The 25898-nt window shown below is 31.0% G+C and carries 26 protein-coding genes; 2 read left to right on the top strand and 24 right to left on the bottom strand.

From position 1 onward, the window contains the following. Positions 1-65: 65 nt before the first annotated feature. The 4 genes from EDC18_RS01475 to EDC18_RS01460 all read right to left on the bottom strand — a co-directional run bounded on the left by EDC18_RS01475 (position 66) and on the right by EDC18_RS01460 (position 5220). The gene (locus tag EDC18_RS01475; protein WP_132249536.1) at positions 66-956 is read right to left on the bottom strand and encodes a M23 family metallopeptidase; all 891 of its coding nucleotides are present in this window, start codon (positions 954-956) and stop codon (positions 66-68) included. Positions 957-1025: 69 nt separating this feature from the next. Next, complete coding sequence (gene rnhA / locus EDC18_RS01470) at positions 1026-1514, bottom strand: ribonuclease HI (protein WP_132249534.1); 489 nt, start codon at positions 1512-1514, stop codon at positions 1026-1028. Positions 1515-2372: 858 nt separating this feature from the next. After that, entirely contained in the window at positions 2373-3851 is a 1479-nt protein-coding gene (gene spoIVA, locus EDC18_RS01465) for a stage IV sporulation protein A (RefSeq protein ID WP_132249990.1), read from the bottom strand. Between the two features lie 199 nt (positions 3852-4050). Further along, positions 4051-5220, bottom strand: a complete 1170-nt coding sequence (locus tag EDC18_RS01460; RefSeq protein WP_132249532.1) for an iron-containing alcohol dehydrogenase — start codon at positions 5218-5220, stop codon at positions 4051-4053. 224 nt (positions 5221-5444) lie between these two features. Between EDC18_RS01460 and EDC18_RS14440 the strand changes: the two genes are divergently transcribed. Then, a complete protein-coding gene (locus EDC18_RS14440; protein WP_165878418.1) occupies positions 5445-5600 on the top strand; it encodes a hypothetical protein in 156 nt (51 codons plus the stop codon). A gap of 138 nt (positions 5601-5738) precedes the next feature. On the opposite strand, the gene EDC18_RS01455 is transcribed toward EDC18_RS14440, so the two are convergent. The 8 genes from EDC18_RS01455 to EDC18_RS01425 all read right to left on the bottom strand — a co-directional run bounded on the left by EDC18_RS01455 (position 5739) and on the right by EDC18_RS01425 (position 13756). After that, positions 5739-6926: a glycoside hydrolase family 88/105 protein gene (locus EDC18_RS01455; RefSeq protein ID WP_132249530.1), complete on the bottom strand. Its 1188-nt coding sequence runs from the start codon at positions 6924-6926 to the stop codon at positions 5739-5741. A 156-nt stretch (positions 6927-7082) separates the two neighbouring features. Next, positions 7083-8309, bottom strand: a complete 1227-nt coding sequence (locus EDC18_RS01450) for an FprA family A-type flavoprotein (RefSeq protein ID WP_132249528.1) — start codon at positions 8307-8309, stop codon at positions 7083-7085. A 271-nt stretch (positions 8310-8580) separates the two neighbouring features. Beyond that, the gene (locus tag EDC18_RS01445; RefSeq protein WP_132249526.1) at positions 8581-9078 is read right to left on the bottom strand and encodes a putative signal transducing protein; all 498 of its coding nucleotides are present in this window, start codon (positions 9076-9078) and stop codon (positions 8581-8583) included. A 93-nt stretch (positions 9079-9171) separates the two neighbouring features. Then, positions 9172-10092 carry an AraC family transcriptional regulator gene (locus EDC18_RS01440; protein WP_165878417.1) on the bottom strand — a complete coding sequence of 307 codons (921 nt, stop codon included), beginning with the start codon at positions 10090-10092 and terminating at the stop codon, positions 9172-9174. Continuing rightward, on the bottom strand, positions 10079-10207 hold the full coding sequence (locus tag EDC18_RS14820; protein ID WP_279230887.1) for a hypothetical protein: 129 nt from the start codon (positions 10205-10207) through the stop codon (positions 10079-10081). Before EDC18_RS14820 ends, EDC18_RS01440 begins: the two co-directional genes overlap by 14 nt. Positions 10208-10367: 160 nt before the next feature. Then, positions 10368-11330, bottom strand: coding sequence for an AEC family transporter (locus tag EDC18_RS01435; protein WP_132249522.1), 963 nt, complete (start codon positions 11328-11330; stop codon positions 10368-10370). A 51-nt stretch (positions 11331-11381) separates the two neighbouring features. Further along, positions 11382-12350 (bottom strand): AEC family transporter, encoded by a 969-nt coding sequence (locus EDC18_RS01430; RefSeq protein ID WP_132249520.1) that lies wholly within the window; start codon positions 12348-12350, stop codon positions 11382-11384. Between the two features lie 119 nt (positions 12351-12469). Next, the gene (locus tag EDC18_RS01425) at positions 12470-13756 is read right to left on the bottom strand and encodes a Gfo/Idh/MocA family protein (protein WP_132249518.1); all 1287 of its coding nucleotides are present in this window, start codon (positions 13754-13756) and stop codon (positions 12470-12472) included. Positions 13757-13939: 183 nt separating this feature from the next. On the opposite strand from EDC18_RS01425, the gene EDC18_RS01420 reads away from it, so the two are divergent. Further along, complete coding sequence (locus EDC18_RS01420) at positions 13940-14788, top strand: AraC family transcriptional regulator (protein ID WP_207669143.1); 849 nt, start codon at positions 13940-13942, stop codon at positions 14786-14788. A gap of 37 nt (positions 14789-14825) precedes the next feature. On the opposite strand, the gene EDC18_RS01415 is transcribed toward EDC18_RS01420, so the two are convergent. The 12 genes from EDC18_RS01415 to rplS form a co-directional block, all read right to left on the bottom strand. Continuing rightward, positions 14826-15866, bottom strand: coding sequence for an NAD(P)H-dependent glycerol-3-phosphate dehydrogenase (locus tag EDC18_RS01415; RefSeq protein ID WP_132249516.1), 1041 nt, complete (start codon positions 15864-15866; stop codon positions 14826-14828). 71 nt (positions 15867-15937) lie between these two features. Next, positions 15938-16537, bottom strand: a complete 600-nt coding sequence (gene plsY / locus EDC18_RS01410) for a glycerol-3-phosphate 1-O-acyltransferase PlsY (RefSeq protein WP_132249514.1) — start codon at positions 16535-16537, stop codon at positions 15938-15940. Positions 16538-16540: 3 nt separating this feature from the next. After that, positions 16541-17863 carry a ribosome biogenesis GTPase Der gene (der, locus tag EDC18_RS01405; protein ID WP_132249512.1) on the bottom strand — a complete coding sequence of 441 codons (1323 nt, stop codon included), beginning with the start codon at positions 17861-17863 and terminating at the stop codon, positions 16541-16543. 42 nt (positions 17864-17905) lie between these two features. Continuing rightward, on the bottom strand, positions 17906-19216 hold the full coding sequence (locus tag EDC18_RS01400; protein WP_132249510.1) for a DUF512 domain-containing protein: 1311 nt from the start codon (positions 19214-19216) through the stop codon (positions 17906-17908). Positions 19217-19228: 12 nt separating this feature from the next. Beyond that, positions 19229-20059, bottom strand: coding sequence for a peptidoglycan editing factor PgeF (gene pgeF, locus EDC18_RS01395; protein ID WP_132249508.1), 831 nt, complete (start codon positions 20057-20059; stop codon positions 19229-19231). A gap of 14 nt (positions 20060-20073) precedes the next feature. Beyond that, on the bottom strand, positions 20074-20427 hold the full coding sequence (locus tag EDC18_RS01390; protein WP_132249506.1) for a YraN family protein: 354 nt from the start codon (positions 20425-20427) through the stop codon (positions 20074-20076). A gap of 20 nt (positions 20428-20447) precedes the next feature. After that, the gene (locus EDC18_RS01385) at positions 20448-20711 is read right to left on the bottom strand and encodes an EscU/YscU/HrcU family type III secretion system export apparatus switch protein (RefSeq protein ID WP_243115034.1); all 264 of its coding nucleotides are present in this window, start codon (positions 20709-20711) and stop codon (positions 20448-20450) included. Positions 20712-20715: 4 nt separating this feature from the next. After that, positions 20716-22188: a flagellar hook-length control protein FliK gene (gene fliK, locus EDC18_RS01380; RefSeq protein ID WP_132249502.1), complete on the bottom strand. Its 1473-nt coding sequence runs from the start codon at positions 22186-22188 to the stop codon at positions 20716-20718. Between the two features lie 391 nt (positions 22189-22579). Continuing rightward, positions 22580-23347, bottom strand: a complete 768-nt coding sequence (rnhB, locus tag EDC18_RS01375; protein ID WP_132249500.1) for a ribonuclease HII — start codon at positions 23345-23347, stop codon at positions 22580-22582. Positions 23348-23359: 12 nt separating this feature from the next. Next, positions 23360-24232: a ribosome biogenesis GTPase YlqF gene (gene ylqF, locus EDC18_RS01370; protein WP_132249498.1), complete on the bottom strand. Its 873-nt coding sequence runs from the start codon at positions 24230-24232 to the stop codon at positions 23360-23362. A gap of 327 nt (positions 24233-24559) precedes the next feature. Next, on the bottom strand, positions 24560-25087 hold the full coding sequence (gene lepB, locus EDC18_RS01365; protein ID WP_132249496.1) for a signal peptidase I: 528 nt from the start codon (positions 25085-25087) through the stop codon (positions 24560-24562). A 405-nt stretch (positions 25088-25492) separates the two neighbouring features. Then, positions 25493-25840, bottom strand: a complete 348-nt coding sequence (gene rplS / locus EDC18_RS01360; RefSeq protein WP_132249986.1) for a 50S ribosomal protein L19 — start codon at positions 25838-25840, stop codon at positions 25493-25495. Positions 25841-25898: the final 58 nt, after the last annotated feature.

Below are 25898 nucleotides of genomic sequence, written 5' to 3'. Positions count from 1 at the left end.
AACTATTTCACTCCAGAATAATCTATTTATAATTTTTTCCACATATATTATAACATATGAATTCATTAATACCATGAATTTATTTTATTATTTTCTACATATTTTAATACCCAAAAAGGATTAATCCAGAATTCATCATTTTTGTCCTCTAGTGGTAGGGAAATTCCTAAATGCAAATGGACATCAAACATTCCTATTGTACCTTCACTTCCATAACCACTATCACCCATAAAACCAATTAACTGTCCTGCTCTTATTGTATCGCCTATTTGAAGACCTTCAGCATAATTATATAAGTGTGCATAATAAAAGTAAGCACCTGAAGGGGCCCTTATTCCTATCCTATAGCCACCCTTTTCTAGCCACCCCATATTTTCTACAACACCATCTGTTATACTTATTAATGGTAAATACCCTCTTATATTACTACTATCCATTATATCTGTTCCATAATGCAATCGATCGCCACCAAAGGATCTATCTGCTAACCAAGTGTCTTGATAATAATACCCGACTTCATTTGAGTTAAGGTTGTTAGGAATAGGAAAATAAACAAGATCTTCTAATATCATTTTATAAATTGTCTCTAAAGCCTTATATTCTCTATTCTTTTTAACATTATTTCTTTTAGCAATATTGATTTCTTCTGTATTTAATAGTCTAAAATCATTTTGTATTAAAGTATCAATTAATATTTTATAAAAATCTAAATTTTTTTCATTAGAATAACCTTTAATACTAGCTAAAAGTTCATTATGAATATGAAAATCTGCTATAGTATTTAAATCATAGTTTTTTATTGTTATTGGATAATGGTAATTATGTAGTCTTAACACCATAAAATTAACAATTAAGGCTAAACAAAATGCTCTGATTAATTGATGATAAAAGACACTTCTTTTATTAAACTTTTTCATATACCGTCTTCTATATCTAAGGGCACTCACTCGCTTCATATATAATCCTACCTCCAAATTTATAACTCGTATAAACTTATGAATAAGGCAATTGGATTATGTATATTTTTACTCTTTTATATAACCTATATCCTCTAGTAAATCAGATCCATCTGCTGCTTTTGTTGCCAATTTGTCACAACGTTCATTTTGAAGATGACCCGCATGACCTTTTACCCATATAAATTCAACTTTATGGCCTTCTTTTGCCTTTAATAGCATTTTCCATAGATCTATATTTTTAACAGGCTCTTTTTTCTTGCCTCTTGTCCAATTGTTTAAAATCCAATTGTTTAACCAATTTTGATTAAAGGCATTGGCAATGTACTGGGAATCTGTAAAAACTTTTACATTACAAGGTTTTTTTAGTATTTCTAAGCCCTTAATAACCCCCATCAGTTCCATTCTGTTATTTGTGGTTCCCTTATAGCCTTGTGATAGCTCTTTAATATGTTTGATACCTTCTTTGTCCTCATATTCTAGAACTACCCCATATCCCCCTGGTCCGTCAGGATTTCCTCGACAAGCGCCATCAGTATATATATATACATCTCTCATTATTTTATCCCCTTTATTCTTTCACTAAATTTTTTATTAAAATAGTTCGTAAATATTTTACCCATTTTTATATTATAACATTAATCCATATAATTTTTAACATCTTATACCATTTATATAACAGTATTTAGTATATGCTATTTCAATTATTTTACTTATAAATTACCTTTGTTTCTACACATTAAAAGGAATAGCATTTCTGCTATTCCTTTCAGACTATAGACAACTTAGGGACCAAGGATTTTTGTTATATATAAGTGTAATAGCGTAGCCAAGGATGGCGTAGCGAAACCCTTGCAACCAAGGATGGCTGTNNNNTCAGACTATAGACAACTTAGGGACCAAGGATTTTTGTTATATATAAGTGTAATAGCGTAGCCAAGGATGGCGTAGCGAAACCCTTGCAACCAAGGATGGCTGTGGGTTTCTGGAACTTATATATAATCAAAATCCACTCACCACCTAAAAAGGAATAGCATTTCTGCTATTCCTTCCAGACTATAGACAACTTAGGGACCAAGGATTTTTGTTATATATAAGTGTAATAGCGTAGCCAAGGATGGCGTAGCGAAACCCTTGCAACCAAGGATGGCTGTGGGTTTCTGGAACTTATATATAATCAAAATCCACTCACCACCTAAAAAGGAATAGCATTTCTGCTATTCCTTCCAGACTATAGACAACTTAGGGACCAAGGATTTTTATTATATATAAGTGTAATAGCGTAGCCAAGGATGGCGTAGCGAAACCCTTGCAACCAAGGATGGTTGCGGGTTTCTGGAACTTATATATAATCAAAATCCACTCACCACCTAAAAAGGAATAGCATATCTGCTATTCCTTCCTTATAACTAAAACTTAAATTATAATACAAATCAAACCGCCACTACCATCATTAACAATTTTTTGTAACGTTTCTTGCAACTTAACTTGACTGTCCTCTGGCATTCTAAAAATCTTATTCTGTAAACCTTCATTAACCAAATCCTGTAATGACTTTCCAAAGATATTAGATTCCCATATTTTTCTTGGATCAGTCTCCGCTTCACTCATTAAATAACTAACCAATTCTTCACTTTGTTTCTCAGTTCCAACAATTGGAGAAACTTCCGTTTCAATATTGGCACGAATCATATGGATACTAGGAGCCGTAGCTTTAATTTTCACCCCATACTTGCTGCCATGTTTGATGATTTCAGGTGAATCTAAATTAATTTCATCAAGTAATGGCGCAACAATACCATAGCCTTTGAATTTTACATCCTCTAAAGCTTTGGATACTTTTGAGTACTCACTTTTAATAATTGAGAATTTTTTAATAAGAGAAATAAATTGATATTCTCCTTGAACTTCAGTTCCTAATAAATCACTAAGAACTTTATAATAATATTCATCATCAAATTCAACTTTTATCTTAGCGCATCCCTCAGACATATCAATCTTATCAAGTCTAAATGCTTTAATATATTGGCTTTCAGGAAATTTAATACTATCTTTTTGCACATCTCTTATTAAATCTACATTAGATAATATCTCTTTTACATTTAATAGTAAATCTTCTTTAATCCAATGATTTTCTGGAAGCATTTCAATCCATTTTGGAACATCAAAGTCAATTTCAGATACAGGAAACTCATGTAAGACTTTTTCCATAATTTTTGTTATGTCGTCTTTTCTTAATTGTTCACAATTTACAGGTAAAACAGAAACATCATATTTTTCCACTAACTCCTCAGCCAATAACTTAGTTTCATCAGAGTGAGGTCTAGCTGAATTTAATAAAACGACAAACGGTTTTTTAAGTTTTTTAAGTTCAGAGATGGTTCTTTCTTCTGGCGCTAAATAATTGTGTCGTTCTAATTCACCAAAAGAACCGTCTGCTGTTATTACTATTCCAATTGTTGAATGATCATTAATTACTTTTTTTGTTCCAATTTCTGCTGCTTGAGTAAATGGAATTTGATTTTCATACCAAGGTGTTTTTACCATTCTTTCTTGTTCGTTTTCCTTATGGCCAACTGCCCCCTCAACCATATAACCAACACAATCTATCATTCTTACGTTAAACTCTAATCCTTCTGATAGCTTTATTGTTGCTGTTTCTTTTGGTATGAATTTAGGCTCTGTAGTCATAATTGTCTTACCTGCAGCACTTTGCGGAAGTTCATCTTTTGTTCTTTCTCTACTATGTACGTTCTCAATATTAGGTAATACAAGTAAGTCCATAAAACGTTTTATAAATGTTGATTTTCCTGTTCTAACAGGACCTACGATACCAATGTATATATCCCCATTGGTTCTAGCTTTAATATCACTATAAATATCATATTGTTCCAACATATACTTCCTCCTATCCTAGTCTCTCATATAAAATATATGACAGTACGGCTTATTTATTACATTTTTTCATATAGAAACCATATAAAAAACACAAATATTTTTCTTTACTATAAAATATTAGTAGGATTTCTTAGTTAGAACTAAAAAACAAAAAAAATCAAACCAGCTAAAGCATTAACTGGTCTGATTTTGCAATTTATAGAGATTCTTTATATAGTCTATACATATCTTCATATTCAATTTTACCTGGTGTATTGCCAATAGCCCCTGTCATGGTTTCGAAAGAGTTATTAGTAAGGGTTTCTACCATATCTTCTGTCACACCTAAATCAGTTAATGTAATTCTCATTCCAACACTTTCTAATAACTTGATTAGATATTCAGATGATTTTGCTGCTTTTTCCTCATCTGTAAGGTTTGCATCTGTACAACCTAATATCTCTGCTATTTTTGCAAATTTACTAATATCTGCCTGGTAATGGTATTTTAAAAAGGTTGGTGCAACTGCTGAAAGGGCTTTTCCGTGCTGCGAATTAAAATACGCACTTATTGGATGAGAAGTCCCATGAATTGCTACAGTACCTGCAAGGTCAATAGCAATTCCAGCTAATGTATTTGCCCAAGCCATATCCTCTCTTGCTTCTAAATTAGAGCCTTCTTTAACGGCAGTTTCTAAACTTTTTACAACTAATTTCATTGCTTCTATTGAACACATTTCTGTAAACACACTTGCTTTTCTAGAAACAAAGGCTTCTAATGCATGATAAAATACATCAAGTCCTGTAGCCGCTGTAACTTCTGGTGGTACAGATAATGTTAATTTAGGATCAATTATTGCTACAGTAGGGTATGCATATGGTGTTTTTAATCCGCATTTTCTGTTTGAATCTTGATCTGTAATAACAGCAATTTTATTAGCCTCACTACCTGTTCCTGCTGTTGTTGTTACTGCGATCAATGGTAAGGACCCTTTAGGACCTTCTTCTGCAAACTTACCCTTAGGGAAGAAATCTAATATATCTGCATCACTAAAACTAGAAAATGCAATGGCTTTAGAAGCATCCATTGCACTTCCGCCACCTAAACCAATAATAAAGTCACAGTTTTCTTTTTTAACTATAGAAACACCATCACGAACGGTTTTGGCTAAAGGATTTGGTGTTACTTCATCAAACACAACAACATCTATATTATTCTTGTTAAGTAGTGTTACTACTCTATCGATTAATCCTGATTTTTTTGCACTTGTACCACCTGTTACAATCATTGCTTTTTTACCATATCTATTTCCTATTTCACCTATTTGCTCAATTGTATCTACGCCAAATATTACTTCTGTTGGTACTTGAAAATTAAAACTTTTCATTGTTACTTCCTCCTTAGTTTCTTTTATTTTTTATTTATTAAATAATAAAGATAACTCTTTATCTCTCTCACTTGTAACCTCAAATTATATTATACTACTATAATCCATTTTTTTCTATTTATATTACTAAGTTTTCTATAACTTACAATTAATATAGTCATTGCTTCTAAGTATAAATAATAGTATTTTATCCATACTATTATTATTTAAAAGGAGTGATTTTAATGTCTCAAAGACCACAACAACCTATCCCAGAAGACGGAACAGATTTTGCAAAATATAATAATGCATTAGGTAAAGAACAAGAACCAGATACAAGATTCAAAGCAAATAATGACAAGAATTTTGATTATAAAGCCATAAAGCGAATTAATAAATAATTTTAGTACTACCTATTATACCCTAAATATTTTAAGTCACTTAGCTTTATTTTATTCCCCAATTAAATAGTATAGATTTCATAAACATAACCACCCGCAAAAGGGTGGTTTATTTATGTTACAACCTTAGTATTTTTATCATTTCTTAAGTCTTTCAACTGCTGTATACGCAAGTAAAAAAGGTGCAACACCCTTAGCTTCATTTTTAACTACAGGCTCTGAGAGGTAATATTCATAGCTTCCATCTCGCATATCAGGACCGCCTAACCCAGCAACTAAATTGATTCCACCTAATTCAAATTTATCATTATGAACTTTAAAATAGTTGTCTTTTACTCCCTTAAATGCCTTCATCCCATATTCTTTATATGAATTAGGTAATAAGTTTAATCTAACACCTTTTAAAATGGCATAAGAAATCATGGAACTTGCGCTAGTTTCCAAATAATTTCCACTTCTACAACCTTGATCTATTATTTGATACCACATTCCACTTGGATCTTGATATAATAATAATCCGTCAATTGCTTCCTTAAATATTCTGTTCAAGTGATTATATTCATTTATATATATTTTTTTATCCATTTTCTCAAGGACATCCACAAGTGCCATTACATACCACCCCATTGAGCGCCCCCAGAAACTTTCTGATAAACCTGTTTCTCTATCACTCCAAAACATTTGACGACTCTCATCATACCCATGATAGTATAGTTTTTTTTCCTCATCATACATCTTATTTCTTACATTTAAAATTTGATAATATACATCTAAAGTATTTTGATTATGATTGTATTTTCTCTCATACTCCATATAAAAAGGTTGGGCCATATACAACCCATCTAACCAAACTTGATGAGGATATATTTTCTTATGCCAAAAATTACCGCTATACGTTCTAGGATGATCGATGAGTTGAGAATATAAGATATCAATAGCTTTTCGATATTTCACTTTGCCAGTCAATTCATATAACTCAAAAAGCACCTTACCACCGTTTATATTATCAATATTAAACTCATTCTTACGATACCCTTTTATTGTTCCATCTTCATTTATATAAAAATCTATAAAGTAGTCTGCGAAATTTAAATAATTAGTATCATTTGTAATGTAATACATTTCTATAATTGATTTTATCATTAATCCATCAATATAATTCCAATGGGGCTCTGTCGCTTGTTGTCTTCTACGTTCAATATTCCAATAAGGATTTAAAGGGGTACTATTTTCTATCAAATAATCTAGAAATAATCTAACATTATCCTTTTCCTCCCTTGTACGATGGCTAGTTTGATTAAATTGTCCTCTATACAACAATGTCATATACATTTACCTCCTATTGACATTAATAATATTAACTAGGTGATACTATTATATGAAAGCTTTTCATATTGTTTATTCCTTTCTTTTTTTTCACTTCTTTCCCACAATAAAAAAACAACAAATATTCACAGATGAACTTTGTTGTTTTTTATTATCCTATTTATTTACAGCATTTCTTACTTCTTTTACTAAATCTTTAGCTCTTTCACCTATTAATTCTAATTCTTCTTCACTAGCAGATCCTTTAAATTCTACTGGTTCTAAGAATTCCCAATTCATTCTTAATCTAGTTACTATCTCGTCAAGCTCTTTTTGAGCCCCACCAGACCAACCATATGAGCCAAATCTAAAGACCTTACGGTTGAGCACCTTTTTCTTACCTATTTCTTCTAACACCGCTGCTACTGGTGGAAACATTTTATATTCATAAGTTGGCATCGCCAGAATAATTCCTGTGGAATTCCAAACAGATGCAAGGACAGTTCCCCAAGAGTCTTCAGGTACTTGATGGACATTGACTTTTATGCCTTCTTCTTTTAATACTTTTTCTACATATCGAACAGCCTTTTCAGTCATTCCATACATTGAACCCCAAATTATAGTTATTTCTTCTTTTGCTGGTCCTTTAGAATAAGAAGCATATCTTTCATAGTCCTCTAGTATCTTATTGGGATTCTTTCTCCATACGATACCGTGGCCCGGTGCTATAATTTTTATAGGAAGTTGAGAACATTTTTCTATTGCTTTTTTTACTTGTAATGAAAATGCACCCACTATATTAGAATAATATCTAACGGCTTCATTTTCATAAAAGTCAATCTCTTCCTCTTTTAACAAATCATCATAGTTACCATCTGTTACACTTCCAAATGCACCAAAGGCATCACAGGAAAACAATGTTCCTGTTAGAGTATCAAAGGTAGCCATTGTATCAGGCCAATGAACATTAGGAATTTCTTTAAAAGTTAATACTCGTCCATTACCTAAATCTAGAGTATCATCGTCTTTTACCATAATAATATTATCTGTGTGTCCGTAAAAACCATCTAATAACTCAGCAGCCTTTGCTGTAGATACTACTTTAAAATTAGAATTTATTTTTTTAAAATTTTCAATCCATCCTGAATGGTCAGGTTCCATATGATTAACTATTAAATATTCGATAGACTCTGGATTTATATCCATTTTATCTAATAATGCGAATAAACTTTCTGGTACACCATCCCAACCACATACACCATCAACAATTGCAGTTTTTTCACCTTTTATAATGTATGAGTTTAATGATACACCATTAGGAATTTCCCATAATCCTTCGAATAATATATTTTCTACATTTACTGAAAGTTGATAAATCCCCTCAGCAACAGTTGTTATATTCATAATCTGCCTCCTATTAGTAACTTTCTTATGCCTCTTTCTTCACTTGAGACCTAATTTTCTCTGAAAGTATGATTCTAAATTGCGTACAAGCAAGCTTGAAACCATACTTAAGTTGTATATATTATAGAACATTTATTCAAAAAATACAATATAATATAATTTTTTATCATTATATATATTGTATTATGTCATATAATTAAACTTATAATCATTATTTTTTTATATTATAAAACTGAATAAAAAACTTTATTATTACTCAAACAATTTTTTTCTATCTAATAAAAGCTGTTGCAATAATAATGAAATATATAATAGCTGCAAAGATAAGAATATATTTCATTGCACTTCTTTTTCTAGCTATTCTTTTTTTCATTATTGCTATTTCTAATGCTTCAATATCTGCTATATCACTTTCCATTAACTCTTCCAATTCATTATTATTTATAATTTCTAAAGCTTCCTTATAATCTAATTCATCTACAAATATTTGGATTCCATATATTGTCTTTGCAAAGGCTATTTGTAAGTATTCCCCGGATCCGTTATGTTTATAAATTGTCTTAATGCCATAAGTACTCAATAAAGATGCTATTATATGTGCTTCTGAGATATCTCCCACAGTAATAAGTAATTTCTTATTAGTTATGGATTGTAGATTTAGTGTCTCTTCATTATTTTCTACTAAATCTTCTGATAACATCGTCATACAATCTACACATTTTTCAACTCCTTCTTCATATTCACTTTTGCATTTTAAACACCAAGGCATAATTTAAATTCCCTCCTGTTTCAGGACTAATTCTATTAATTATATTTTATCTTTCAATATATTATATTTAGGTTTATTATTATAAAGAAATTGTTAATAAAATCTTGAATTAAGTTTCCTATACTCAGTGGGGCTACACCCCATATGCTTTTTAAAAATTCGTCCAAAGTGACTCGTATCGCTTATGCCTATTCTTTCAATGATTTCCGATATAGAAATCATAGTGTCTTTCAACATTAGGGCAGCTAGTTTTACTCTTAATTTAATTAGGTATGTCATTACAGTACTTCCAGTTGCTTCTGAAAATCTATTGTTTAATGTGGTTCTATTCATATGGAATGTGTTGCTCAAGTCTTTTATAGTTATTTTTTTCTGATAATTATTATGTAAATACAGAATGATTTTATTAATATCATCTGGTATATTGTCTAATACCACTTCCTCCATAGTATCTATAGAGTTATACAATCTTTCTAATATAAATAGCAATTCTAGAAAATAGGACCTTGTTCTACAAGGCCAATAGCCATCTGATTGAATTTCCATTTGATTTTTTATGTTATTAAGAATACTTTCAATATGCTTTGTAGTTGCAGGCCCCATAGTATAAATGCCTATATAATTCTCTTTTCTTTTGATAAAAGAATCTAACCAATGCAAATCTCTAATGTCTGACATGGTTAAGCCCTCTTTTTGACCTTTAATATTCTCTAAAGTAAAGATGCTATTTATAAAGCTTGGATGAAAATAAAATACTTTTGAGTTAAAATCTTTACTTTTTTCTAATTCAATGGTTTCTTTTTCATTTAAACAAAAAACACAAGGACTTGTAAAAATTCGTTTTTGATCTCCAATTTTTATTATTCCTGTACCTTTATTAACAAAGACTAATAAAAATCTGTCTTTAGAAGTGATAATATCATTGTTGTCATCAATCTCTCCAAACCAAACAGGTAAGATATAATTAGGATTATTTTTTTTAACAGTTATAAGTTCCACCTTATCTGAAACCATCATCATTACCCTTTCTTTTATTTTGATTGATTAAAATAATAATCGTAGCAACGATGCCAATTAGAAAAACAGAACCTAATATTAAACCTAACAATATTACAGAAAAAGCCATCATAAATTCCCCTCCAAACTTTTAATATATATTATTATATATATATTAATCCAATTTAATGTTAAAGTCAAAATATTCTTTCCTAGCTTAATTGGGATACCATATCAAGCATTTCCTAAAGAATTTTAAAAAAACTGAGCCAAACCTGACTCAGTTTCATTTTTTAAATAGGGAATATTAAACTTGCAGTGAATATAACAACGGTTAAAGTTACTGCACTTAATAATGTTGAGAACATTACTGCTTGGGATGCAAACTCTGGGTGATTATCCCATTCTACTGCAATTAGTGCAGTGTTTACTGATGTAGGAACTGCAGATGAAATCATTAATGCTTGGGCTATGATGCCATCAAATCCCATCAGGAGAATTAAACCTAATGCTATAATAGGACCTCCAATTAAACGTAAAAATACAGATAAATATACTCTTTTATTTGTTAAAGTAAATTTAGTTTTTGATAATTGAACACCAAGAGTTATTAGTGCTGTAGCAATCAAACCACTTCTTATATATTCTAACCCTGGCCAACCTGGCATTTGAGTTAAATCATAAGGTAAAAGCTTACCAATTAAAGCAGCTGGAATTGCATATATTGTTGGCATACTAAATATTTTTTTAATAGAAATAAGCCAATGGGAACTGGCTCTTCCCCCATTAAAGAAACCAATGGTATTTGTTGTAACATTTTGAGTAACCATTACCATAATTTGAGTTGTAATCGCAATATTTAAGTAAGGTGTCTCACCATTAATAATATAACTACCACTGCTAAAAACCAAAGTAATAAGGGGTAATCCTATATTACCTGAATTATAAAACATAATTGAATTAATAAATGCATTACCAAAGGATTTATCATATTTTCTTAGTCTAGCTATAATATAAGCCACTAAACACAATACAAATACTAATATAATAGCAAATGCTAAGGCCTTAAGTGCTTCAACTGGAACTTCTGTTTTGTAAAGACTAACAAAAACGAATCCAGGTACAAATATATAAAAATTAAGTTTGCTTAAGGATTTAATGTCTAAATCAAATTTTCTACTTAGAATAAATCCAGCTCCAATAAGGAGAAATATAGGTAAAATATTATTGCCTAAAATAAAGAAAAATATATTCATTGTTAAATTCCTTCCTATCTCTTTATGTCTATAAAAGCTCTATATAGTTTATTATAATGCTACTGGGAATATTAATCTAGATACAAATATTACAAAGGTGAGGGTAACTGCACTAAATAGTGTTGCAAACATTACTGTTTGAGACGCAAAATCAGGTGCATTATCACACTCAACTGCAATGAGCGCAGTATTTACAGCTGTTGGCACAGATGAAGAAATCATTAAAGCTTGGGCAATAATACCATCAAATCCCATTAAAAGTATTAGTCCTAGCGCAATAATTGGACCACCAATAAGACGTATTGCAACAGCTAGATAAACTTTTTTATTACTAAAATTAAACTTTGTTTTGGATAATTGAACCCCAAGGGTTATAAGTGCAATTGAAATCAAACCACTTCTAATATATTCCAAACCTGGCCATCCAGGCATTTTTGTAAAATCAAATGGCAATGCTTTCGCAATGAAAGCACTTGGCAATGCATAAATTGTAGGCATTCGTAATATTTTTTTTACAGAATCTGTCCAATGCAATGTTGCTCTTCCACCATTATAAAATCCAATTGTGTTAACGGATACATTTTGAACCATCATTACCATAATCTGAGCTGTTACAGCCATATTTAGGTAAGGTGTTTCCCCATTAATTGCATATATGCCACTGCTAAAAACAAGTGTAATCAATGGAATACCGATATTACCTGAATTATAGAACATTAGAGAATTCTTAAAAGCATTGGTTAATGCTGGATCATATTTTCTAATTTTTGGAATGATTGTCCCTACACTCATGTTGATGAATAAGATAATAATTGCAAATATTAAAGCTTTAATCATCTCAAAGGGAATCACTGTTGTATAAAGACTTACAAATATGAATCCTGGAACAAAAATGTAAAAATTAAGTTTACTTAAAGATTTTATATCTAAATCAAATTTTTTACTAAGTATGTACCCTGCACCAATTAGCAAGAAAATTGGTAAAATATTATTTCCAAGTATAAAGAAAAATATATTCATAAATAATTCCTTTCTGTCTATTTTAATATATATAGACATAGACAATTTATACTTATACCTTAAACTAACCAAATCTAATTTAAGATTTGGTTAGTTGTCAACATTAAATATAAATTATATTATAGTTTTAATAAATCATCGATTTTTATAGCTTGACCAGTTGCTAATGATTTGTTACCTGCAATACCAGTAAGAATTGACATTGCCCCATCTACATGAGAAGCAGCACGATTAAATGGATCTTCTTTAGGCTCTCCAAAGATATCACTTAATAAGATTGGGTCTCCACCACCGTGTCCACCTTTACCTTCAATAATTTCTACTTCATATGGCTCACCAAACATTGGGTAAACTGTTATGCTTTTTTGTTTTAATGCGCCCTCTAATTCAGAGCTTCCACCAGCATTTACATATGTTCTTTCAACAACATTTACTTGGATTCTTCCTTTAGTTCCGTTGAAACTTACTTTGAATCCTTCCCAAGGCATATATGCATTTAAAGAGTAAGTTAATACTGCTTTAGTATTGTATTGAACTAAAACACCCATTGTGTCTTCAATATTAATACCTTCACCAAATACACTTTGATCTCTATAGTATCCATCTTCTTTTTCAGCATCTAAATACATAGCTTTTAATCTATCATTTTGATCTAAATGTAAAGCAAATGGGTCATTTTTAGCAGCTTCGCTTCCATATGCTCTATGATAGAAGTCCGTTACGCCTCTTTTTTCAGCGTTTTCACGTCCATAGAACATTAATCCTCCCATAGCAAATACCGTTTCAGGCTTAGCACCTAACCAGAAGTTAACTAAATCGAAATGGTGAGTAGATTTATGAACTAATAAACCACCACTATTTCTTTTGTCTCTATGCCAACGTCTAAAGTAGTCTGCACCATGCTCAGTATTTAATAACCATTCAAAGTGAACAGATGTTACATCTCCAATTGTATCATTCATGATTAATTCACGAATTTTAGTATTATGTGGTGCATATCTGTAGTTAAATGTTACACGAACTTGTCTTCCAGTTCTTTCTATAGCATCAAGTATTTCTGCTGCTTTTACTTCATCTACAGTCATTGGCTTTTCTGTAATAACATCGCAACCTAATTCTAAGGCTCTAATGATATAAGTATGGTGTGTTCTATCTACTGTAGTAACAATAACAAAATCTGGTTTTTGTTCTTTGATCATATCATCAAATTTATCACATTTGTATGTTGGAACAGGATCAACTCCATATTCTTCTTTAATTACTTTGTTAGCGTAATCCATTCTTGTTTGATTTATATCACAAAATGCAACTAATTCTGAAGTTTCTTTAAAATCACTAACTACTGCCTCGTAGAAAAATCTTGCTCTACCACCTACACCGATTTGTACATATCTTTTCTTGCTCATAAGTCCATCTCCTTTATATATGTTAAAGTATTTGTGTGTGTTTTTTTATTTAATCTATAATGAAATTATACAACAATCTCCTGCTTAATTCAGCACATATTTTGCTTAAATCTTAATTTTTTTTGCATATTTTGCTTTATTTTTCATTTCTAATAGGTTATAATATAGGAGAGGTGATATTATTTGTTATTACAACAAGAAACTATTTATCAAACAAAAGACAATTCCTTTGCATTTTCAGCAAGAGAAGTAATTGGCCAGTATAGTATGAACAACTACCATTTTCATGATCAGTATGAATTTTACTATTTATTATCTGGTAAAAGATATTATTTTATTAAAGATAGAACAAGTCTAGTAGAAAAAGGTAATTTGGTTTTAATTAAACCTTTTGACTTACATAAAACGACTGATGCTGGTGAAGGGGCTCATGAAAGAGTTCTAATAAATTTTGATAAAAAATTTTTAACACCATCTATTCGCTCTTTACTTGAAGAGGTTTACGCCACGAAACATAATGTTATACCACTCCTGCCAGCTGAACAAGAGTATATTGAAACTATGCTACTTCAATTTATACAAGAAATAAGAAATAAAGAAGTTGGTTATGAATCTTCCCTACAAGCATTGTTAATGCAATTATTAATCTATTTAAGAAGAAACAAAGATGATGATTCAATCATTGAATCTAATGAACATCCTAGTGAAATGCATAAAAAAATGTCAGAAATCGTTCAATATATCAATTTAAATTATAGAGAGTACTTGTCACTGTCTTCTGTTGCAAAACATTTTTATATAAGTCAATATTATTTAAGTCGTGCATTTAAACAAGCTACAGGTTTTACTTTTGTTGAATATGTTAATAGTGTTCGAATTCGAGAGTCTCAGATACTACTAAGAGAATCTGATAAGAAAGTTATTGAAATAGCTGAAGAAGTTGGTTTTGGAAATATATCCCACTTTGGTAGAGTATTTAAAAATATTACAGGTTATTCACCATTGCATTATAAAAAAATGAATAAGTTGTAGATTATATATTTTTAGGAGCTGATTCAGCTCCTAATTTTTATTCTTCTTCCCAATTTATAATTTTATTAAAATCCATTTCATATTCTTTATGCTCTTTTGTTTTATCCCTAAGCATTAAATCTTCTACTGCTTCTTTAGGATTTTTATTTTCAAAGAGTACTTTACTTACTTGCTCTATAATAGGCATTTCTATATTGTATTTTTGAGCCAATTTATAAGCTGCATTTGCTGTATTTACACCTTCTACAACCATTTTTACTTCTGATATAGCTTCTTCAAGTGTATAACCACTACCGATTAATATTCCAGCTCTCCTATTACGGCTATGCATACTTGTACAAGTTACAATAAGATCTCCTACGCCAGATAAACCTCCAAAAGTATGAATACTTGCACCCATTGCAAGGCCTAATCTAGATATTTCTGCTATACCTCTTGTCATTAAGGCTGCTTTTGTATTATCACCAAATTTTAATCCATCAGAAATTCCCGCTGCTAAGGCAATAACATTTTTTAATGCCCCACCTAGTTCAATTCCTCTAATATCAGGACTTGTGTACACTCTAAATGTTTTACTCATAAAAGTGTCTTGTATTTTTTCTGCAACTTGTTTAGATCTAGCCCCTACAACACAAGTTGTAGGTATGTTTTTTGCAACTTCCTCAGCGTGACTAGGACCAGACAAAACAGTTACAGGATTATTTGGCATTTCCTCTTCTATTACTTCTGCTAAAGTGAGCAATGTCTCTTCTTCTAAACCTTTAGCAACATTAACAATAATTTGACCTGGTTGAATGTATTGTTTTACTAACTTAGCTGTATTTCTTACAAATTTTGAAGGAACTGCCATAACAACAATACCCGTTTGACTCATTCCTTCCTCTAAATTGTTTGTTACCATTATATTATCTGGAAGTGTAATACCAGGCAATTTATCTATATGCTCACGGTGTTGATTTAACATTTCAACTTCTTCATTCATTATTGACCAAATCGTAACACTATGTCCAGATTTTGCAAGTAAAATTCCTAAAGCAGTTCCCCAACTCCCAGCTCCAACTATACAAATACGCTCCATAATATCCTCCATTATCTTTTGTCTATATATTTTTACTATGTAACCTATTCCATTTAATAGATTCGTTTAGTTTATGCACTTTTTTTCTGACCTAGTTTATTTTCTTCACCTTTTAACAGTCTCTTAATATTACCCATATGTTTATAATAGGCTAAAGACATAAAAATTAAACCTAAAATTAGCATTTCTAATCTATCAGGATAAAATAGGTATATAGCAATTGGTGTCCAGGTTGCTATAAAAAGTGATCCTAGTGATACATATCTTGTTAAAGCAACAATTACAATGAACGTTAAACAAGCCACTAAAGCAATCCTATAATCAAAAGCTAATAAAACCCCTGAAGTAGCAGCAATACCTTTACCACCTTTGAATTTAAGATAAAATGGGAAATTATGTCCAATAACAACGCCTAAACCAGTATATAATGCAAATACCTGATCATTGTAAAAGAGTCTGATTAGAAAAATAGCTAATATAGCTTTTAAGGAGTCTCCTAAAAAAGTTAAGACTCCGGCTTTCCATCCTAAAACTCTTATAGCATTTGTAGTACCTGCATTACCGCTACCAAACTGTCTAATATCAACTTTTTTATACAATCTACCTATTAAAAACGATGTTTGAAAACATCCAAATATATAGCCTAAAGAGATGCTAATTAATTGTTCCATACCCTATTTTTCCTTTCTTTCTCTAACGATAAAATGAATTGGTGTTCCTTTAAAACCAAAAGACTCTCTAACTTTATTCTCTATATATCTCGTATATGAGAAATGCATAAGTTCTTTATCATTAACAAATATAACAAATGTAGGTGGTTTAATAGATACTTGTGTCATATAGTATATTTTTAATCTTTTACCTTTATCTGAAGGTGGCTGGTTAAGTGCCATTGCTTCATATAAAATATCATTTAATGGTCCTGTTGCAACCCTTAATGCTTGGTTTTGTATAACCATTTCTATCATCTCAAATAATCTATTTAATCTTTGACCTGTGTGTGCAGAAATAAAGATTTTTGGTGCGTATAACATATAAGTTAATTTATCCTCAATATTTTCAATAAAACGGTTCATGGTTTTATCATTTTTCTCAATTGCATCCCATTTGTTAACAGCTATGATAGCGCCTTTACCTCTTTCATGAGCTATCCCAGCAATCTTTGCATCTTGTTCGGTTATACCCTCTTCTGCATCAATTATTAATATTGCCACATCTGCTCTTTCGATAGCAGCAACTGTTCTAATGATGCTATATCTTTCAAGGGTTTCTTTTATCTTGCTTTTTCTTCTAAGTCCAGCAGTATCAATAAAAACAAAGTCTTTTTTATTGTATTTCACTAAAGTATCTACTGCATCTCTTGTTGTTCCAGCTATATTTGATACGATAACTCTTTCTTCACCAAGTATCTTATTAATCAAAGAGGATTTTCCAACATTTGGTTTTCCAATAATAGCAATTTTTGGAATTTCATCATCTTCTTCGTCTTTCATATTAGGTGGAAAGTTTTCTACAACTACATCAAGCATATCACCTAATCCTAATTTTGAAGCAGATGACACAGGTCTTGGTTCACCAAGTCCTAAATTATAGAACTCAAATACATCCATTTCTAGTTTATCAAAATTATCCACTTTGTTTACCACTAAAATAACTGGTTTTCTAGCTTTTCTAAGCATATTTGCTACTTTATGATCATCATCTACTAAACCTTGTTTAACATCTACTACAAACAAGATGACATCAGCAGTATCTATAGCAATTTGAGCTTGTGTTCTCATATGTTTTAATATTTCATCATCACTCTCAGGTTCTATACCTCCTGTATCAATAATGGTAAAGTCATACTTTAACCATGTTACATCTGCATAGATTCTATCTCTTGTTACACCTGGTGTATCCTCAACGATTGAAATTTTTTCACCTGCTAATACATTGAATAATGTAGATTTTCCTACATTTGGTCTTCCAACTATAGCAACTATTGGTTTACTCATTTAATTACTCCTTTGTTATATCTATTTTAAAGATATTCTTTATTATTCTATTATTTTATCTATGAAATCTTTACCAATTGATTTTACAACAGCTACTTTAACTTGTAAAGCATTTTCAATGTCAGTCACTGTTACATTGTCCAATAAAACTTCTTCTCCACTTCTTAACAAATTGTTTGGCAATAATAAATAGTCACCTAATGATTTTCCAGAAATTTGATTGATTATGTCTTGTCCAGTTAACAAACCTGATACAGTTATTCTCTCACCAAAAAATTTATTTATTATAGGATAAAGATTTATTTTTATATTTGGGAATTTTAGTGCTAGTTTATTTATCATTTCGTTAAGTATATCATATGCCAATAAGCCCGTTACTATTGATACTTCCTTTGATTTTTCACTTTTTTCTAAAGTATCATAGTAGGCATCAAATTCATCTAAAAACAAACGTACCATACCCACTCCATTTTCTAATTGTAGATATCCATCATAATTCTCTTCTTCTGGCATTGGCTCTTCTGCTAGAATGTAAAATTCATCACCTGCATGAATAAAATGGGTGCTGTGCTCTTTATATAATTTTTCCTGCCAATGATGAATAATAGCAAGGGTTTTCTTTGCGTCTTCTTTTGTAAAAGGTTCTAGCTCATACAATCCTTCTCTGTGCTTACTTAAACCTACTGGTACTACTGAAACACTTTGCATATATGGGATAAACTTTGATAGTTCACTAATGGATCTATCTAACTCATCTCCATCATTTAATCCCTTACACAATACAATTTGGCCATTCATTATAATGCCAGCCTCATAAAACTTTTCTATATAGCCCATTAAATTATCTGCAAAACGGTTATTCAACATTCTTTTTCTTAATTCAGGATTTGTCGCATGAACAGATAAGTTAATAGGAGATAACCTATACCTAATAATTCTCTCAATATCTTTATCTTTCATATTGGTTAAAGTAATATAATTACCTTGTAAAAAAGACAATCTTGAATCATCATCTTTGAAATAAAGTGTTTCTCGCATACCTTCGGGTAACTGATCTATAAAACAAAAAACACATTTATTAGTACATGATTTATATTCATCCATCAATGAGGACTGGAATTCTATTCCTAATGCCTCATCTTCATCTTTTTCAATTTCTAAAATCCATTCACTACCATCTTGTTTTCTAATAAGAATTTCTAGGTATTCTTCTGTTAAATAATAGTGATAATCTAATGCATCTTTAATCGCCTCACCGTTTATACTAATTAAAATATCACCTACTTCTATACCTACTTCTTCTGCTATACTATCTTTTTCTACTGATTTTATTATATGTTGCCTTTCTAACATAATAATGCTCCTTTAATCTTGTAATGCCATTATAGCTGCAAGACTTCCTCTTTTGCCATCTGTTGCTCTATGGGAAAAAAATATATCTGAATTACATTTTGTACATAAATCTGTAACTGTAATATTATCCTCTTCAAGACCTGCTTCTAATAATGTGAATTTATTTGCTTTCCATAAATCAACCATGTATTTGTTATTGCTTTTTTCTTCAATGATTTCTTTACACTGTTCCTTTGTAAATTTTTTCTTAAATTCTTCTGCTACATCTTCTGAAACTTCAAAACAACAAAACCCAATGGAAGGAGCTATACCAGCTAATATATCTTTTGGATTGGATTGATATGTTTCTATCATTTTTTGAACGGTTTTTTTTCCTATATGTTTAACTGTTCCTCTCCATCCTGCATGGGCAATGCCAATAGCCTTTTTTACAGGGTCTAACAAAAAGATAGGCACACAATCTGCATACAAAGTCACTAAAGGTATATTGATTGCATTAGTAATTAATGCATCCATATTCTTAATATCTGTTCCATGTATACCACCTTTTCCAGCATCACTGGAACTAACGACATAAATTTTATCTTCATGAACTTGGTGAGAAAAAACCAATTTATTATAATCAATATCAATAGCATCACAAACTAATTTATAATTTTGTTCTACATTATTATTAGCATCGCCTCTATTAAATCCTAAATTTAGGGTTGAAAAATACCCTTCACTGACCCCACCTAGTTTTGTCGTAAAGCAATGCGCTACTAGTCCTGTTTTATCGAATGCAGGAAATGTAACATATAATAAATCCTTCTCTTTCTTTACTAAAAGATTATTAGAATTCATAAAACCAATCCTTTTTACATGCTATAAAACGCATTTTTTATCACCCTTATATCTTCATCCAATATGACAACAACATCGAATCTTGATGCTGTATGGTAACCATACCCTTTTTTCATTAAATAATAATTGGCTACTTTGTTAATAGTTCTTTGCTTATAATAATTAACTGCTTCAGATGGATCACCTTTTTTATCATTTTTCCTATACTTCACTTCAACAAATACCAAATAATCATTGTCTTGACCAATAATATCTATCTCTCCAATCTTACACCTAAAATTAGTTTCTAGGATCTTGTAATTAAGTGATTCTAAAAACCTTCTTGCTTTATCTTCATATTCTTTGCCTATTTTTCTATTATTTTTCATTAGACCATCCCCCAATCTAATTACTTTTTAAACTTTTGGTCTAAATTATCAAGAAATGTTAAGACTTCAGCAACCACTTCGTATAATTCAGGCGGTATATAAGTGCCTATATCCAGTTTACTTAATTCATTAGCTAAATTCTCATCTTTGTATATAGGAATGTCTTCCGTCTTAGCCTTCTGAAGTAACTTATCTGCAATAATGCCCTTTCCTTTTGCAAGGACTCTAGGGGCTTCTTCATCTATATCATATCTAATGGCTGCCACTTTATTGATTTTCTTCATCATATCACACCCTTATGTCAAAGGAAAACCTCTGTAGATGATTTGTAGATTTAACATCCTCCATAATACAATCTTTAGGAAAAGAAAACTCACTGCTTTTATTAACAATTTGAGGATTAAGTATATACCCCTTATCCCTAAGTGCAGTAACAAGATGGATCATATTATCATTAAGTAATGTTTTTGTCTTTTCTTTTTCAATAAAAAACTGACTGTTAATGGTTTTATCCTTTTTATCCATAAATACATCTAATCTACCTAAATAGGCTAAATCTAATCTTAATAACATTGAAATGTTTTTTCCATCTCTTTTAGACTTATTAGGATTTTTATAAACGTACAAATCGCTATGTACATTTTGATTCTTAAATTTTAAAGGAATTTGAATATAATTCACAATTTGATTGAGATCTTTCATAAAATCCAAGTTATCTTTAAGGCTTTCTAATGTTTGATGATTGGGTTCATTACTAGTATTTACCACAGTAGACTCTAATAAACTTTCTAGTCCTTTATAATACCCTACTAAATTATCCTTCTTAACCTCTTCTGGTTTAATAAATAACTTGTCTAAAATAACATCCTTTAACAAAGGTTCATAAACCCTCTCATTAAAAGCCTTAAGAATAACCTCTTCTTGTTTTTCCATTGGAAGTTTATTTATTATCTCGAAAATCTCTTTAGATGATTTCCCCAAAAAAGAATCTTTTTCAATATTAAACTCTGTAACACCTTTTAATATATTATATACTATTTCTGCCTGTTCTTGGGATAAATTGTTAGAAAAACCAGACTCAAACTCAGGAAAATTATTTAATCCTTCTTGGAGCGTCAAATGAAAATCCATTAACTGCTGACTCGTACCTTCAGTAGCCAAATGAACAAATTTATTCTCTATGCTTACCATTAGGCCATCAAATTGATCGACGATACTGTGCTCGTCTCCCTTATAATGACCAAACTGTTCCATATTAGCTTTAGTAATAGGCAAATTATGTTTCTCTAGAAAAATAATATCTTGTACAGGAAAATCTTTATGAATAATAGACAACTGTTTAAATTTATGTAAACTACTCTTATTAATAGGTTGCCCTGCATCGATGAGGGACTTAACAAGATTAATATTCTTATCATTAACAGGCAATTCAGCTTCCTCAATGGCACGCATAACCTTCTGATCCTTAGGAGACAAATCCTCTTCAACATAAGGCCTTATCACCAACTGATCCCCCATCTTATCCTTAACTTGAAACAAAAAAGAATCCCCAATATTAACCTCAATTTGCTCACTAAACTTGGCCATAACCAACTGATTAGACGCCAATAACCTAATAACCATTAAATTATGCCGAATATCTTTAATCTCACCCTCAAAAACATCTCCAACATTAAAACCACGAACATCTCCAACTTTCAACTGAACCTTGCCATGTTCAACAGGCGGTTCATGCTTACCAACACCAATACCAATACGCATAAAAGAAATCACCTCGCAAAAAAAGGATAATACTTACTATATTGTGTAGCCGAGCCTAATTCTTACTATATCCTAGACAGGGCGATATTTAATCCTTGAACAAAGTGAAAGCAATTAAATAAGCCCGTCTGAGCAAATTAGGAATCGTTGGACTCAAAAGTACCGAGTATGATATCCCTCTATGGGAATCAGTTTCCTTTAAATATTTCAAAAGAAATACTTAGTAACTGGAAAAACATATTCCGTAATAAGCCTTAAGTGTTTGACCGAAGGGAGTTCTTAAGGCTTAGGAATATGGTTTGGAAGGCACTTAGAATTTCTTGAAATATTTAACAGAAACTGTATCCCATAGATGATCTCATACGGCCCACCCCAAGAACAAAAAAACTATTTAATCTACCAAATTCCTAATAAAACTAATCCGATGAATAGGACAAGGCCCAAACTCTTTCAAAGCCTTAACATGCTCCTCTGTTCCATACCCCTTATTCCTCTTAAACCCATACTCAGGATAAATCTTATCATACTCTTCCATCATCCTATCACGAGTTACCTTAGCAATAATACTCGCTGCCGCAATAGAAACACTCTTAGCATCCCCTTTAACAATGCCTTCTTGAGGCATCTCAACTCCAGGAATAGTCACTGCATCTACCAATAAAACTTCTGGCGTAACATCCAACCCACTAATAGCATTTCTCATAGACTCATATGTACTTTGCAAAATATTAATCTCATCAATGGTTGAAACACTAGCAACCCCAACAGAATAACACTCTGCTTTATCAATTATTTCATCATACAATTCTTCTCTTTTCTTCTCTGAAAGCTTTTTTGAGTCATTTAAATAAAGTATATTGACATCTTTTTTTAAAACAACTGCACCTGATACCACAGGCCCTGCTAAAGGTCCTCGACCTACTTCATCAATACCACAAATATAGTTATATTGCTCATAATACTTTCTTTCATAAACTTTCATATCTTCAATTCTATTTATTTCATCATAATAGCTTTGAAGTTTTTTTTCATACTGGGCAATTAATTTTTTCACCCCAACTCTTTCATCTATCCTAAAATCATTAATAACATGATTTATATCTTCAAATGTAGTCCTTTCCAATATACTCTTTATATCGGAAATTGAATAACTAGACATTATAACTTCCCCCTATTTTTCTTCATTTGCCTCAATATCTTCAGGTTTTTCAATTGTAATTCTGCCAAGCTTACCATTTCTATACTCTTCTAAAATGATATTAGCCGCCCGATCCAAATCAAGCTCATTACCTGTTTTAATTAAATTTCTTTTTTCTGCAATCTTGCTCAGAATAGTAGGATTATCCATTTCACTATTGATTTCAATGCCATAGCGCTTTACTAAAAATTCATTATAATGAACTTTTAAATACCCTAAAATACTCATAGCAACTTCAGCTCTATCTAATACCTCATCTTTTATTGACCCAATCATAGCAAGATTCATTCCAACTCTTTGATCTTCAAACTTTGGCCATAAAATACCAGGTGTATCTAACAATTCAATATCATTTTTAAGCTTAATCCATTGCTTCCCTTTTGTAACACCTGGCTTATTACCCGTCTTAGCACTAGCTTTTCCAACCAATTTATTAATAAAAGTAGACTTACCAACATTAGGGATTCCCACAACCATAGCACGGAGTGGTCTATTAATAATACCTCTTTTACGATCACGCTCAGTTTTCTCTCTACAAGCTTCTCTAACAATATTCAATAGACTTGGAAGACCTTTACCATCAATGGAATTAATCCTTACAATATAAAACCCTTTATCTTTAAACCAATTCTCCCATTTATCACTTATTACTGGATCAGCCAAATCAATTTTATTCAACACAATAACACGCTTCTTATTCTTAGCCAAATCATCTATATTAGGATTCTTACTGCTATAAGGCACCCTTGAATCCACCAATTCAATAACAACATCAACTAGTTTAATATTTTCTTGCATCATCCTTATAGCTTTGGTCATATGACCTGGAAACCACTGTATATTCATAAAAAACACCTCTTATCAAAATTTTAATATATATTAAAAAGCTTCAAGCCTCTTATCTATCTCTATCTTTTCTTAGTTACTTGCTTAAACAGATGATACCGATACCAAGTTTCTCCAAGGGATATATTATAACTTTGGCGTCGACCGGCTGAAAGAAAAGGCAGCCAAAGTTATAATATATTTCTTGGAGAAACGCCTACCACAATATTACAACAATATTACCATCCAATAAAAAAACATACGATAATTTTATCGTATGTTTTATATTCTCATATTAAACAATACTATATCTATTGTACCACAAAAAACAAGATATAATAACCAAATTTAATCATGTTTTAATAGACCAAAATCTTTTAAAGGCCAAATCTTAATCCAAGCTCTACCAACTATATCACCTTTTGGCACATTTCCTACATCTACGAACCTACTGTCAGAGCTATTATTACGATTATCACCTAAAACAAAGTATTCACCATCTGCTATAACAACTGGATCTGTCCCTATTCCAGCATTCAAAAAAACTTCTAAACCATAATCCTCTTCTAAAACAGCACCATCAATATATATTTCACCATTAACCAATTGAATGGTCTCACCAGGTAATCCAATGACCCGTTTAATATACAACTGATTTGGGTTCATTTTATATGGGAAAACTATAACATCAAATCTTTTTGGTTCAGTAAACCGGTAACTCAATTTATCAATAATGACTTGATTACCATTTTGAAGTGTTGGCTTCATAGAATCGCCGATAACACTTGTACGTTGACCAACAAATGTTGTTATCAAATATACTACAATTAGTATTATAATTATATCAAGAATCCAACTGCCAATTCCCTTTAGCATACAAGCATCTACTCCTGCCTTTATAATAGTTTGTCTTTCTTTATTATTCTATCATGTATTTTAATAATGTCTAGTATTTATTCATCTCGTAACTAGTATTTAATATGAATGTAAAATTAGATTTTCATCTTAACTCAGCCTATGACTCTTACTTCGTAAGAGTCGCAAGCTTCGTTGAAAGTGTAATCTCCAAATCCTTTCAAGCAAGTTTGCAGATTATATTTTCATATTAACCTTGCAACATGCCTTTCACTACGCTACAGGCACAAGGTTTCAATGAAAGTGTAATCTCCAAATCCTTGCAAGCAAGTTTGCAGATTACACTTTCATATTAAATACTACTTATTAGATTTAGGAAAAGGGACCGATACTTTAAGTACTCAGTCCCTCTAATATATCCTTTAATTATCTAACTAATTCTTTAACTTTAGCTGATTTACCAATTCTGCTACGTAAGTAATTAAGCTTAGCTCTTCTTACTTTACCACGTCTAATTACTTCGATACGATCGATTTTTGGTGAATGAAGTGGCCAAGTTTTTTCAACTCCTACACCGTAAGAAATTCTTCTTACTGTAAAAGTTTCACGAGCACTACCATTTTGTCTTTTTAAAACAACACCTTCAAACATCTGAATTCTTTCGCGTGTACCTTCTTTTACTTTAGCGTAAACACGAACAGTATCACCGATATTAAAAGAAGGAACTTCTTTTTTCAATTGTTCAGCTTCAATATTACGAATAATTTCATTAATCATTTGTGTACCTCCTTCCCTTCATAGATGTTCATAATATATAATCACTTACAACGTA

It is taken from the genome of Natranaerovirga pectinivora, from assembly GCF_004342165.1.
Taxonomy (GTDB): domain Bacteria; phylum Bacillota; class Clostridia; order Lachnospirales; family DSM-24629; genus Natranaerovirga; species Natranaerovirga pectinivora.
The sequence above is the reverse complement of the archived record's forward strand: the minus strand, read 5'-3'. Positions and strand labels throughout refer to the sequence as shown.

Coding starts and splice junctions, on each gene's coding strand:
- EDC18_RS01475 (WP_132249536.1), bottom strand. CDS start 956: ATGAAGCGAGTGAGTGCCCTTAGATATAGAAGACGGTATATGAAAAAG.
- rnhA (WP_132249534.1), bottom strand. CDS start 1,514: ATGAGAGATGTATATATATATACTGATGGCGCTTGTCGAGGAAATCCT.
- EDC18_RS01460 (WP_132249532.1), bottom strand. CDS start 5,220: ATGAAAAGTTTTAATTTTCAAGTACCAACAGAAGTAATATTTGGCGTA.
- EDC18_RS14440 (WP_165878418.1), top strand. CDS start 5,445: ATGTCTCAAAGACCACAACAACCTATCCCAGAAGACGGAACAGATTTT.
- EDC18_RS01455 (WP_132249530.1), bottom strand. CDS start 6,926: ATGACATTGTTGTATAGAGGACAATTTAATCAAACTAGCCATCGTACA.
- EDC18_RS01450 (WP_132249528.1), bottom strand. CDS start 8,309: ATGAATATAACAACTGTTGCTGAGGGGATTTATCAACTTTCAGTAAAT.
- EDC18_RS01445 (WP_132249526.1), bottom strand. CDS start 9,078: ATGCCTTGGTGTTTAAAATGCAAAAGTGAATATGAAGAAGGAGTTGAA.
- EDC18_RS01440 (WP_165878417.1), bottom strand. CDS start 10,092: ATGGTTTCAGATAAGGTGGAACTTATAACTGTTAAAAAAAATAATCCT.
- EDC18_RS14820 (WP_279230887.1), bottom strand. CDS start 10,207: ATGATGGCTTTTTCTGTAATATTGTTAGGTTTAATATTAGGTTCTGTT.
- EDC18_RS01435 (WP_132249522.1), bottom strand. CDS start 11,330: ATGAATATATTTTTCTTTATTTTAGGCAATAATATTTTACCTATATTT.
- EDC18_RS01430 (WP_132249520.1), bottom strand. CDS start 12,350: ATGAATATATTTTTCTTTATACTTGGAAATAATATTTTACCAATTTTC.
- EDC18_RS01425 (WP_132249518.1), bottom strand. CDS start 13,756: ATGAGCAAGAAAAGATATGTACAAATCGGTGTAGGTGGTAGAGCAAGA.
- EDC18_RS01415 (WP_132249516.1), bottom strand. CDS start 15,866: ATGGAGCGTATTTGTATAGTTGGAGCTGGGAGTTGGGGAACTGCTTTA.
- plsY (WP_132249514.1), bottom strand. CDS start 16,537: ATGGAACAATTAATTAGCATCTCTTTAGGCTATATATTTGGATGTTTT.
- der (WP_132249512.1), bottom strand. CDS start 17,863: ATGAGTAAACCAATAGTTGCTATAGTTGGAAGACCAAATGTAGGAAAA.
- EDC18_RS01400 (WP_132249510.1), bottom strand. CDS start 19,216: ATGTTAGAAAGGCAACATATAATAAAATCAGTAGAAAAAGATAGTATA.
- pgeF (WP_132249508.1), bottom strand. CDS start 20,059: ATGAATTCTAATAATCTTTTAGTAAAGAAAGAGAAGGATTTATTATAT.
- EDC18_RS01390 (WP_132249506.1), bottom strand. CDS start 20,427: ATGAAAAATAATAGAAAAATAGGCAAAGAATATGAAGATAAAGCAAGA.
- EDC18_RS01385 (WP_243115034.1), bottom strand. CDS start 20,711: ATGAAGAAAATCAATAAAGTGGCAGCCATTAGATATGATATAGATGAA.
- fliK (WP_132249502.1), bottom strand. CDS start 22,188: ATGCGTATTGGTATTGGTGTTGGTAAGCATGAACCGCCTGTTGAACAT.
- rnhB (WP_132249500.1), bottom strand. CDS start 23,347: ATGTCTAGTTATTCAATTTCCGATATAAAGAGTATATTGGAAAGGACT.
- ylqF (WP_132249498.1), bottom strand. CDS start 24,232: ATGAATATACAGTGGTTTCCAGGTCATATGACCAAAGCTATAAGGATG.
- lepB (WP_132249496.1), bottom strand. CDS start 25,087: ATGCTAAAGGGAATTGGCAGTTGGATTCTTGATATAATTATAATACTA.